The 11,327-nt window shown below is 41.6% G+C and carries 11 protein-coding genes and 2 pseudogenes; all 13 read left to right on the forward strand.

The genetic code is table 11. The annotated features are described in order from the left end of the window. Nucleotides 1–1,180 precede the first annotated feature (1,180 nt). A complete protein-coding gene (nifH, locus tag V7K49_RS29680; protein WP_442942158.1) occupies nt 1,181–2,005 on the forward strand; it encodes a nitrogenase iron protein in 825 nt (274 codons plus the stop codon). 166 nt (nt 2,006–2,171) lie between these two features. Continuing rightward, nucleotides 2,172–2,558, forward strand: a complete 387-nt coding sequence (locus tag V7K49_RS29685) for a hypothetical protein (protein ID WP_273770495.1) — start codon at nt 2,172–2,174, stop codon at nt 2,556–2,558. A 311-nt stretch (nt 2,559–2,869) separates the two neighbouring features. Then, complete coding sequence (locus tag V7K49_RS29690; RefSeq protein ID WP_335208824.1) at nt 2,870–4,168, forward strand: substrate-binding domain-containing protein; 1,299 nt, start codon at nt 2,870–2,872, stop codon at nt 4,166–4,168. A gap of 197 nt (nt 4,169–4,365) precedes the next feature. Beyond that, the gene (nifV, locus tag V7K49_RS29695; RefSeq protein WP_335208825.1) at nt 4,366–5,484 is read left to right on the forward strand and encodes a homocitrate synthase; all 1,119 of its coding nucleotides are present in this window, start codon (nt 4,366–4,368) and stop codon (nt 5,482–5,484) included. A 115-nt stretch (nt 5,485–5,599) separates the two neighbouring features. Further along, nucleotides 5,600–5,728: pseudogene (locus tag V7K49_RS29700) on the forward strand (CopG family transcriptional regulator); the annotation flags it as partial. A 108-nt stretch (nt 5,729–5,836) separates the two neighbouring features. Further along, nucleotides 5,837–6,073, forward strand: a complete 237-nt coding sequence (locus V7K49_RS29705; RefSeq protein WP_335208826.1) for a hypothetical protein — start codon at nt 5,837–5,839, stop codon at nt 6,071–6,073. A 116-nt stretch (nt 6,074–6,189) separates the two neighbouring features. Continuing rightward, a complete protein-coding gene (locus V7K49_RS29710; protein WP_335208828.1) occupies nt 6,190–6,870 on the forward strand; it encodes a 2OG-Fe(II) oxygenase in 681 nt (226 codons plus the stop codon). Between the two features lie 135 nt (nt 6,871–7,005). After that, complete coding sequence (locus tag V7K49_RS29715) at nt 7,006–7,827, forward strand: NADPH-dependent oxidoreductase (RefSeq protein WP_335208830.1); 822 nt, start codon at nt 7,006–7,008, stop codon at nt 7,825–7,827. A 483-nt stretch (nt 7,828–8,310) separates the two neighbouring features. Next, on the forward strand, nt 8,311–8,607 hold the full coding sequence (locus V7K49_RS29720) for a hypothetical protein (protein WP_334977301.1): 297 nt from the start codon (nt 8,311–8,313) through the stop codon (nt 8,605–8,607). A gap of 136 nt (nt 8,608–8,743) precedes the next feature. Beyond that, nucleotides 8,744–9,244, forward strand: coding sequence for a phosphate-starvation-inducible PsiE family protein (locus V7K49_RS29725; RefSeq protein ID WP_335208832.1), 501 nt, complete (start codon nt 8,744–8,746; stop codon nt 9,242–9,244). Between the two features lie 470 nt (nt 9,245–9,714). After that, nucleotides 9,715–10,119, forward strand: a complete 405-nt coding sequence (locus V7K49_RS29730; protein ID WP_442948707.1) for a DUF2231 domain-containing protein — start codon at nt 9,715–9,717, stop codon at nt 10,117–10,119. After that, nucleotides 10,116–10,733, forward strand: coding sequence for a DUF2231 domain-containing protein (locus V7K49_RS29735; protein ID WP_335208834.1), 618 nt, complete (start codon nt 10,116–10,118; stop codon nt 10,731–10,733). Before V7K49_RS29730 ends, V7K49_RS29735 begins: the two co-directional genes overlap by 4 nt. Before the next feature lie 25 nt (nt 10,734–10,758). Further along, nucleotides 10,759–11,083, forward strand: a pseudogene (locus tag V7K49_RS29740) (cytochrome c oxidase subunit II transmembrane domain-containing protein); the annotation flags it as partial. Nucleotides 11,084–11,327: the final 244 nt, after the last annotated feature.

An 11,327-nucleotide genomic window follows, 5' to 3' on the forward strand; every position in this document is an offset into this window, starting at 1 on the left:
TCTTCTCCTTTTTCTTTTATATATATGTGCTTTTCCCGTTCTGGAATCGATTCGTCGCACTTAAACAACTTCATTGGCATGGCTGATTGCTCCTTATGCAATAGCTGATATCAAGAAAGATGCTTCAATATTTGTATTCTCATCAGAGAACTTCTTTAACTTCCTTGATTTCAAAATCCTATCAACCTTTTTATTTAACAATAGTAATTTTGATAACAATCACATGAAGATATATTGTAATTTATTAATAGATTCAATTATAAATAGACAGGTCTAACTAAATTTAAAGCAATATTTATTTTTATATATAAAATACTTTGAGTAAAGTAAATAAACAGACCCTTCTAACTAAAAATAAAGAAATAAATAATGTAATTGCTGTCCTAATTCTGGATGTCTCCGTTGGATAAATAGGTGACAGTTGCTTAACTTCAAACAACAATAAAAAGTTGGTTATTGGCGGCTTTGAGGCTATCTAGCTGAGGCAGTCCGTTGCGCGGCTTTGCCGACTTTAAGGAACTGCCGTGATCATTAATTGTAACCACTAATACTGTTTGTAAATTAATTTAAAAGTGCAAGTAAATTTGCCAGATGTATGATATTCTTTATTTATAGGGAATCTAATAAAAGGACGAAAACTCCTTAGGTTTCTTTGAAGTGAGTTGTCAGACCAGCCTCATCATTTATTGGTGATGACATAACGTTAATCGAAGTGGAGCAAAGCCGCTAAAAAATCGGTTTTTCGTTTGGCGAAGTCGTTGCCATAGGGTAGGCTGGACTGATTTTTTTATGTATCTTCTTTCCAGTAAAAAGAATATTTGTCTTACTATGATGAAGCAAAAACCTCTCACTCACTTGCCGTAGCTGTGGAGCTTTTTGAATTTTTAGTAACAGTATTGCAACTAATTTTTAGCACCCTTGTTATATCTCGCGTCCCACTAATTATCACTAATATTTACTGCTATATCTGTAAGAAGCTGTTTAACTTCTAGCTGATAACCGCAATATTTATAGTGTTGGATAGACGGTTTATGTCCACTGTCTGACTATGTTAATACTGTCATAATTTGGGCAGTCAACTCTTTCAAAAACTACAACTCTATTTTGATTCAGCACTCTACTTGATTACACCATAATTTTGGAGCCGAATCAATAAGTCTACGCCATTACTGAGGTTTTTATGCGAAAAATCGCTATTTATGGAAGAGGGGGAGTTGGCAAATCCACAACGACTCAAAACGTAGTGGCTGGACTGACTGATGTGGGTCGTAAGGTGATGGTTGTAGGGTGTGACTCGAAAGCAGACTCTACCCGCCTCCTATTGGGGGGATTCCACCAGAAGATTGTACTCGACACGTTGCGTAAAGAAGAAGATGATGTCAATCTAGAAGACTTTCGCCAGGAAGGATGGGGGAAGACGCTGTGTGTGGAATCAGGTGGGCCGGAACCTGGTGTGGGATGTGCAGGTCGAGGCATTCTGACATCAATCGGGTTGCTGGAACAACTTGGTGCTTTTGATGATGCAGTTAGACTTGATTATACATTTTATGATGGTCTGGGTGACGTAGTGTGCGGTGGATTTGTCATGCCCATTCGTGAACGCAAAGCTCAAGAAGTTTACATTATCACTTCTGGGGAAATTATGGCAATGTATACCGTCAACAACATCTGCCGAAGCATTCAGAAGTATTCTTCTATAGGCGGTATACGTCTGGGAGGATTGATCTGCAACTCTCGCAAAGTCGATCAGGAAGATGATTTGATCAAAGCTCTGGCAGAGAAACTGGGGACTCAAATGATCTACTCTATACCCAGAGACAATATGGTGCAACGAGCAGAGTTCCACCGCAAGACGGTGATTGAATATGCTCCTGAGTCTGAACAGGCGCAGCACTATCGCAACCTGGCAACCACGATTGACAAGAACACAGATTTTGTGACTCCGAAATCTATGTCTAACGATCAGCTTGAGGAACTGCTGGTAAGGTTTGGGTTGTTTGACTAAGACGATGCAGTAGGGGTTATCCCTCATACAAAGTATCTGGAGCAATTGGCAACCTCTTACTTGAAAAAGCAGAAAAAACTGCGTAAGTTTCTTACCACCATCTGAGAAATGGGCATTCTCACCCACGCCAAAATTTGTCTACCTCATTGAAGGAGTAGAACTTATTATGTTGACTGAAGAGGTTTTGGTTCAAAAATTTATCACCGTAGCTCAGGGGCGCTGTCCCAAACTCGGCGAGCTGCTCCAGTACTGCCACGTCGAACTCGTAAATTCCTACTGGGGCTGCCCCCCGAAACTTATACAACATTTTGTTGTATTTTATCCTAACATGCTGTTTGCTTCAATCAATGCCTACAAAGACATTTTCAGAGGCGTTGCCCAAGATTTGGGGCTATCGGACGCTGTTTGCATAAACGCCACACGCATTATTCGCGATCCCGCCTCAAGGTTGAAGGAAAAGAATCCCACTCTCTGGTTGGAACTCCAGTGGGTGGCGGTGCCCACTAGGAAAGGCAATTGGTATTTAGATCAGGACTTACCGCACTCGGACTAAAAGTTGGGTTATTGTAGCAAGATATTACAGGAAAGCTGAGAGTTTGTAAATACTTGATGCCTTGCGATTTGAGCATTTTCTCTAGGTGATCACCGACTTGGTTCGCAGATGATCAAAAGGCGATCGCCAAATAGTATCCAAGAATGCAAGTATATTAGCTAGAGGTATGTTATGCTTGCGAAAAATCACTGAAATTGTCAAAACATAAATATGCCTTCCAACAAAAACGCCAAAAACTAGAAAACCTTGCTATTGCCCTAACAGATTAAGTTTGTCCGCTACGGCTTTTTCTAACGGAGAGATACAGTCTCATGAAACTAGACGTGAATCTTTGCAACAACTTGAAGTCAATTAGAACTCGCTTGGGCATGAGTCAGCAGGATTTAGCTAACAAGGCTGGTGTAACCCGTCAGAGTATTGGTGGTGTGGAATCAGGACAATATGCTCCTTCAGTTGCTATCTCACTGCGTTTAGCCAAGGCGCTTGGCTGCCCAGTTAAGGACTTATTTTGCTTCGAGGAAGATTTACCAGAAGTTCAAGCAGTTCTTAGCAAACCAGTCAAGAGCGGACAGCAATTGCGAGTTAGTCTAGCGCGGATTGGTGGTCAATGGATAGCTCATCCCCTTGTTGGGAACGATGCTTTTCGCATAGAAATGATTCCGGCTGATGGTGAAGCAGTTGCGATGAGCCACCCCGTTGCAAAAAGAAATCTGAGCAAAGGAAGCTCCAATTCAGAACTTTCCAAGATTTCCTCTGTTGACAAACTGGCGAAAGGGTTAAGAGGTATAAGCACACTGCCGTTCTCCGGTGGGGTTAAGGCAGAGGATCTGGAGGGTAAATTACAGAACCAAACAGGTACAAATAATAAAGTTCTGGTTCGGCTGCTTGATGATATCGATAAATTGGAAAATACAGTTGTGATTGCTGGTTGTACGCCGATGATTTCCCTCTGGGCAAGAGCAGCTGAACGTTGGCATCCGCAACTGCGAGTTCATCATATTTTCGCCAACAGTATGACAGCATTGCGTAGTCTGTGCCGAGGTGAAATTCACATCGCTGGGATGCACCTGTACGATCCGGAAACTGGAGAACATAACATTCCCTTTGTACGCGAAGCTTTAGCTGGTAGGAGTGCAGTTTTAATTACCCTTGGAGTTTGGGAAGAAGGACTTTTAGTCCCACCAGGAAACCCAAAGGGAATCAAAACAGTCAGCGACTTAGTGGAATTAGGAATAACTATTGTCAACCGTGAATTAGGTTGTGGTAGTCGTATGCTTTTGGAACGCAAACTCCAAGAAGAACAGATACCATTGCACACCGTTAAAGGATTTGACCATATCGTTCACAACCATCAAGATATCGCTCTATCCGTAGTGTCAGGAATTGCTGATGCAGGTGTCAGTACGGCATCTGTAGCTGCTGCCTTTGGGTTGGGATTTATTCCCCTACATCGATCGCGCTACGACTTGGTGATTCTCAAAGAATACTTAGAAGAAACACCAGTACAGGAATTGCTCAGTACCTTGGGACATCGGCTAGTCCAATCACAATTAGAGGTTCTCGGCGGCTATGACATCAGCAATATTGGGGAAGTTGTAGCGAATATTTAGGGTGGAGTGTCAACGTAATTCGTAATGGGCTAAGTCCCGCGCTACGCTAACGTAATTTGTAATTATTACCCTATGACTAAGGAATATGTCTTTTACTTTCCACAACCCAAATTAGTTGCTCTATATTTCAATTACGAATTCCTCAAGCAAATCAAAATCACACAACAAATTAGCTGCTCATGAATCATCACTTCACTATGAACAAACATCCCATTCAGATTAATGATACAACCTTAAGAGATGGTGAACAAGCGGCGGGTGTAGCCTTTAACGTTGAAGAAAAAATTGCGATCGCCACCTTTCTTGATGCCATTGGTATTCCAGAATTGGAAATTGGTGTTCCGGCAATGGGGCAGGAAGAGGCAGAGTCGATCCGAGCCATTGCCAATCTGGGATTAAACGCTAAATTACTGGGCTGGAACCGTGCTAATTTGTCTGATATTCAGGCATCGATAGATTGTGGTTTGGAGCGAGTGCATATTTCGGTTCCTGTCTCAGAAATTCAGATTGCTGCCAAGTTTGGCGGCAATCAGCAGAAAATGCTGAACCTTTTGCGGGATGCGATAAATTTCGCTTGCGATCGCGGTTTATCTGTATCTGTTGGTGGAGAAGATTCTTCCAGAGCGGATGAATCTTTTCTGCTGGATGTGGCGTATTATGCTCAAGAGTTGGGAGCTTTCCGGTTTCGCTTCTGTGACACTGTAGGAATTCTCGATCCTCTGACTACTTACAGCAAAGTTCGCTCTCTTGTCCATCATCTGTTCATTCCCATAGAAATGCACACACACAATGACTTTGGACTGGCAATGGCGAACTCGCTGGCTGGTCTTGAAGCAGGGGCGCAATCGGTTAATACCACGGTAAACGGGATTGGTGAACGGGCAGGGAATGCGGCGCTGGAAGAAATTGTGATGGCACTAAAACACATCTACGGTATCCCAACGGGCATTGATACAAAACGGCTGTTGGAATTGTCTCGGTTAGTTGCAAAAGCTGCCAACTGGCCAGTTCCTCCCTGGAAAGCGATCGTGGGTGAAAATACCTTCGCACATGAATCAGGCATTCATGCTCACGGTGTGTTGCAAAATCCGGGCACTTACGAACCGTTTGCACCGGAAGATGTTGGTTGGGAACGTCGCCTTGTTGTAGGCAAACATTCCGGTCGGCATCTGATATTTAGTGTGCTACAAGAACATGGAATCACGCTCAGTCAGCCAGAAATTCAATCAGTGCTAGATGCTGTAAAGCATAAGTCAGTAAAAGTTAAGCGCAGTCTCACGGTTGAAGAACTACTGAGTTTGGTTCCCCAAGGGTGAACGCACACATTTACTGAAATATTAAGTTGCATTGTGCTTTTATTCATTAAAACGTAAGTACATCGCAATTATTGTACCAACTGCTAAACTATTACCAATATAATTGGTAATAGATATGCCAAGAAAAAAGCAAGGATGGATTACGTTTCAATTGTCTTCAGAAGAACTGCAATTTTTGGAACAGTACTGCCAGCAGTTCCAACGCACTAAGACTGATGTGTTACGCTCCTTGTTACGTAGTCTCCAAACAAAATTACGAAAACAGCAAGGGAAGCAGTTTGATTCTGGGGAGGTTGATCTTGACTTACTTTGAGCAGTGGTGAAGAATCCTACTGCTAAAGCCAGTTGTCTTATGCCCAAACAAACTCGTAATGGGGAAGTTGATAGTCTCTCTGAAATTGTAAAAAGCGTTCAAGTTCAAAAGTTGACTATGACAATTTCTACAGAACTAGAGCAATGCCTACTGCGGGCTGCACCTATGCGCTACAGTGAAATTCCCTTCAATTACAAAATTGGCTGGAATGATTTTCTAACTGTTCTACTGATGAAACTTCCGCGGCTTGAGCAGAGTTTCTTGATGCAGAGGTAAATCAGATTTTTGATGCTCCAATGCCACTTGATGTCCAGGGTAGTCAGGATTGGTTAATTCTACTAAAGCATTTTTTTTCTACCATGCTTAATTTTCAGTCCATTCATACCACAGCAATGCAAAAAGCCCCATATAATTGGGCTTTGATAAAAAACCTGCTCTCAACTGAGGCAAGCTTAGAACTAGCTGTAAGTTTTCCCTACGAAGAGTTTCGTTTGTCAGAGGGAGAGGGATACGGATACTCTTGGGGAAAGATGCTTGCCACTAGCGAGGATATTTCCTTGATGCTCAAATCCAGTGATAATCGCTGGCGACAGCGGATGGAACAAGGCAGACTTACTTATGATTTGGGACATCTAAGTAATGTCTGGCAACAGTTGATAGAAGGACTGTGGACAGATTCTTACCGTGCAGCAATAGCCGAGATGTCTGGGTTGGAACTAAATAACTGTGTAATGGATATTGGATTTCGCCGATATAAATTAGGACAGTTGCATCACCCCCATACAGATGAACCGAACAAAGTTTTAACTCATCTGCTATTTTTCAATCAACAATGGTCTGAAGACTGGGGAGGCTGTTTGCGAATTCTTAAAGACTCCCAACCGGAATCTGCCTTCCAAGATATTCTCCCCTTGAGTGATTCCTCAGTTGTGATTGTGCGTTCTAACAATTCTTGGCATATGGTAACTCCGCTTACTTGCCCTGTATCTGAGTGTCGGCTAGCTTTACGAGTTGCTTTTTTTCGGAATAGTCGCCTAACTTCAGATTTAGGAGAAACCCAGTTAGCTGCGTAGCAGTCAAGCATTTTCTCTCCACTTTTGTCAGAAAATCAGGAGGCTGATTTTCTGGTTCTTCCTTGTCCTGCTTATTTATCGTCGTTGGTAATCCCTCTGAAATCGTAAAAAAGTGTTGGAGTTCAAAAGTTGACCATGACTAATCCTACAGAACTATTGCGATCGCGCTATGGTGAGATTCCATTCAACTACGAAATTGACTGGAACGACTCTCTACAAACATTACTATCTCACCGTTCAGTTCGGTCTTATCTGTCTGATCCTTTACCACCAGGAACCTTGGAATGGCTAGTTGCTGCTGCTCAATCTGCTGCTAGTTCAGCTAATTTGCAAACCTGGAGTGTGGTAGCGGTTGAAGATCAAGAACGCAAAGCAGAATTATGCAAGCTGTCTAATAACCAAGTATGGGTTAACCAGGCTCCTGTATTTTTGATTTGGTTAGCAGATTTAGGTCGGATGGCTCATATTGCTGACAGTCGCGGACTACCTCATGTGGCTCTGGATTACATAGAACTGTTGTTTAAAGCAATAGTCGATGCCTCGGTGGCAGCGCAAAATGCGACTTTAGCGGCTGAATCTGTTGGTTTAGGAACGGTATATATTGGCGCAATCCGCAATAACACGCAAGAGGTAGCAACGCTACTAAATTTGCCACCTTTTGTGTTCCCCGTATTTGGATTATGTGTGGGTTATCCGAATCCTGAGGTACAACCTGCTATTAAGCCACGTTTACCGCAGTCAGCTATACTGCACCGGGAAACCTATAAATTAGCAGAACAAGATGAAGCGATCGCTCACTACAACGATATAATGAAGGAATTCTATATTGAACAAAAGATGAATGCTGCTGTTGATTGGTCGCAAAACTCAGCCGAGAGGATTGCAACTTTAGACTATTTAAAAGGATGCAAAAACTTACGTGAAACTCTCAACAACTTCGGCTTAAAGTTGCTATAAAAGAAGTCAGCAGCCAGAAGACATAGAGAATTCTAAGCATCCACCGTACCCCTAGTGCCGCAAGGCGGAAGTCAAAAGTCACTCAGTCAAAAGTCAAAAGTATTATGGAATGGGCTTTTTAGGGATTTTAAATGGTTGCTCTATTTATACCGTACCCCTAGTAGAGAGCAAGCTACGCGCAGTAGGGACTAAAGAATAACTTCTGATGTCTGCACCAAAACTTCTGACGCTTAAAGACTTGTTACTGCTTCATTAAAGACTTGAAACTCTACACCCAGTCTTAAAAGATAATTTCAGTGCGTAAGTCCTAAGAAATAAAAAGACCCGCTAACTCGCCAGCGCCAGCAATTCTCCTGCTTGAAACCTTTGTACTAATTTGGGGAATCTGAAGGCATTTAAGCAGTCAACAGGCGAACGATTTAATGGGTATTCCAGCAAGCTTTATCTTTCAAAAAAGGGCTGAACTGGAAGAATCCTCTTGTCATGAGAATTGCTGACCAAAAATGTAGAATTTACCCTGTGAAACCAAAGGAGCTTCAAACAATGAATATAAAGGAATTGTCTACCAAAGACCTTAACAAACTACGCTCTCAAGCCAAAATAATTGTTAATCGAGTGGAGATTTTTGTGGAAACTTACTTATTAGAAGCCTCTGTTGATGAGAAGATGATAAACGAAACCTTACAAGAGATTATTAAAGCTGCGAATAGCTTAACAACCGCAGTATCCAAAATTAAAACCTCAGAAGCGATACATGGTGACTTGAACGGTTCAAAATAGTTTAATCGGGCTGAGTGGAACCCCATAGCTAAATTATGGGGATTGAATACAGTTCCGAGTGCTGAGTAATCGATGCTAGATACTCAGCACTATTTTGGTTATGGAGATAAATCAATCTAGACTATTAGGAAGTACTATGCTAAAAGGGCTAGTTTCAAAGTTAAACAACTGGTTACAAAGAAATATAATTGTCCGCAACCTGGAGTTTTTTCAAGACTTTATTATTATTTCTCTCTGTCTTGGTTTATTCTGTGTGATGCTGATCCGACTAGGAGATATGTTCTTCTCCTTTTTACATCCCTTGGATTTGCGGCAAGTAACATCTGATATCCTGTTCATTTTGATTTTAGTAGAGTTGTTCCGCCTATTAATTGATCATCTACAACAACAGAGGACATCCGTGACCGCAGCAGTAGAAATTACTATTGTTTCTGCTTTAAGAGAGGTAATTTTACGCGGAGTTCTCGAAATTCCTCGTGACCAAATTTTTGGAATAGCAATATTTTTATTAGTGTTAACAGGAATTATGGTAGCTTTACCTTGGATATCTCGTTTTCTTGAACAGGTCAAAATTCCTCACCCAGAAACAACAGAAAAAACTCAGTTATTGGCTGATAATCATCTAGTTTCTGATTAATTGTAACCACAAATACTGTTTGAAAATTAGTTGGCGATCGCAAGTAAATTTGCCAAATGTATGATATTCTTTATATATGGATAAATAAAAGTACAAAAGTTCTTCAAAAAAAATAAGGTACACATAAGAATCACTACTATCATGAGCTTGGACAAGGCAAAATTTTCTTTTAAAGGTATGGTTTTTGCATCTTGTTAACTCATCTCATAAGCCAAGAAGTGAGGTTGATTCAGTCAAACATATCTGGTCGGGGTTCAGGCAAGAATAAACGCTTTCAGATGAGATATGCAGTGTTAAGCGCCTTTTCAGTATTTTTCACTCAAGCCCCTGTTTTTTGTCTATCAACCTTCAATGGCACTGTAACATTGGGCGTAATAATGCCCAAAACCTATTTGGTGGAGTGCATCAGATTCCAAGGCTTCTACCTATCAAAATGAAGCTCCCCTGTAAAAATAATTCTCATAGTGAGAATTGCTGTTGTTATAGCAATCCTAAATGAGATTCAAACTTATAGTACGTTTATCCTAAAGCCCTGGTGGAATATGTGTGTCGCCACGATCGCCATCTTTGTTGCTGTCATCTTTGGTCAGTTTAAAGCTGGCTTGGCAAGACCTTACGATGCTGTTAAGGCAGTACTGAACATGCATACCCTGCTTGGCTGGTCACTGTCTGGAATTATTGCAGCGATTACAGCTTGGCGTTATGTACTTCGCACACGCAACTCTGAAAAATTATCGATTCATTATATAGTAGCGGGGCTATTTTTAACCCTAATAGTTGGTTTGCAAGTATATCTTGGAGATGAACTTGTTTGGGTATATGGACTGCACACAGTGCCAGTTGTTGAAGCATTAAAAAATGGTATTTTGCGATGAACTCGGAACTAATTGATCAATTAAGTACACAACTAGGTACCAATGGACTGCCTTACACCATTCCTATTCATCCCAACTTAGTCCATTTCACTTTGGGTTTGTTCATCATTGGGATTACCTTCGATATCGTTGGTGTGCTGTTTCCCTTGGAAATATGGGTCTTCAAATATTTTGCGATTACTGTTAAACGTGCCAACTTCTTTGATGTTGGCTGGTACAACATGATCGCTTCCAGCATTATCACTTTTTTCACTGTGGCGGCAGGCTTTTACGAAATGCTTTTAGCAGCACCACCTACTGATGTCAAGAGTGCCTGGGGATTACAGGCAATGCAAACCATGATTTGGCATGGTATAGGTGGCATCTTTTTATTAGCACTGATTCTTGGGATGACCATCTGGAGAGGATGGCAACGCTACATCTGGGACAAACAAGCATATAAACAGACAGATAGAGAAGTGCAGTGGATCTATCTGTTCGCAGGGATAGCAATCATGTTCATTATGTTCATCCACGGCACACTAGGAGCGCAACTAGCCACCGAATTTGGCGTACACAATACAGCAGATAATTTGCTGCGATTGGGGCAAGACCTGAACACAACACTTAAATAAGTCATTTGCCCAATAACCAATGACTATGAACATCCGCAAGATTTTAAATATTTTAACCGTGATTACGGGTGCGATCGCCGTGACCACTATCAGTCTCTGGATTGGTAAACAGGCTTACTCGTGGCTTCCCCCGCAAGCAGCAGCTAAATCGCAACTAATTGATGATTTGATCAGCTTTTTAGTAACTCTCGGTGCCTTCATCTTCTTGGGAGTAACAAGTACTCTGATGTATTCTGTGATCTTCCATCGGGCAGTCAAAGATGACTTCACTGACGGCCCTTCAATAGATGGTAATGTGGCAGTGGAAGTCGTCTGGACAGTCATCCCAATTCTCTTATGGATAACGGCAGTTTCCATAAGAGAATTGGCTCTCAAATGCCCAGATAATATCATACCCATTTTTCAACCTTCCCATAGTCCCGAACTCAATCTCATTGAGCGACTCTGGGAGCATATTAAGCAGGCATTGTCTTGGCAGCAGGGCAAGAATTTAAATGAATTACAGCAGTTTGATATCAAACCAGCCACAAAGCTCATAAACTGTAATAAATGTAAAGAATAGTATTTAAAGATGGCAGCATATTCAATTGACTT

The sequence above is a fragment of the Nostoc sp. genome (assembly GCF_036919675.1).
Classification (GTDB): Bacteria; Cyanobacteriota; Cyanobacteriia; order Cyanobacteriales; family Nostocaceae; genus Nostoc.

What these genes read in the sequence shown, in the direction of transcription:
- V7K49_RS29735 (WP_335208834.1), top strand. Translation starts at nt 10,116, where the DNA reads ATGAACTCGGAACTAATTGATCAATTAAGTACACAACTAGGTACCAAT.
- V7K49_RS29690 (WP_335208824.1), top strand. Translation starts at nt 2,870, where the DNA reads ATGAAACTAGACGTGAATCTTTGCAACAACTTGAAGTCAATTAGAACT.
- V7K49_RS29725 (WP_335208832.1), top strand. Translation starts at nt 8,744, where the DNA reads ATGCTAAAAGGGCTAGTTTCAAAGTTAAACAACTGGTTACAAAGAAAT.
- nifV (WP_335208825.1), top strand. Translation starts at nt 4,366, where the DNA reads ATGAACAAACATCCCATTCAGATTAATGATACAACCTTAAGAGATGGT.
- V7K49_RS29705 (WP_335208826.1), top strand. Translation starts at nt 5,837, where the DNA reads ATGCCCAAACAAACTCGTAATGGGGAAGTTGATAGTCTCTCTGAAATT.
- nifH (WP_442942158.1), top strand. Translation starts at nt 1,181, where the DNA reads ATGCGAAAAATCGCTATTTATGGAAGAGGGGGAGTTGGCAAATCCACA.
- V7K49_RS29685 (WP_273770495.1), top strand. Translation starts at nt 2,172, where the DNA reads ATGTTGACTGAAGAGGTTTTGGTTCAAAAATTTATCACCGTAGCTCAG.
- V7K49_RS29710 (WP_335208828.1), top strand. Translation starts at nt 6,190, where the DNA reads ATGCAAAAAGCCCCATATAATTGGGCTTTGATAAAAAACCTGCTCTCA.
- V7K49_RS29715 (WP_335208830.1), top strand. Translation starts at nt 7,006, where the DNA reads ATGACTAATCCTACAGAACTATTGCGATCGCGCTATGGTGAGATTCCA.
- V7K49_RS29720 (WP_334977301.1), top strand. Translation starts at nt 8,311, where the DNA reads ATGAGAATTGCTGACCAAAAATGTAGAATTTACCCTGTGAAACCAAAG.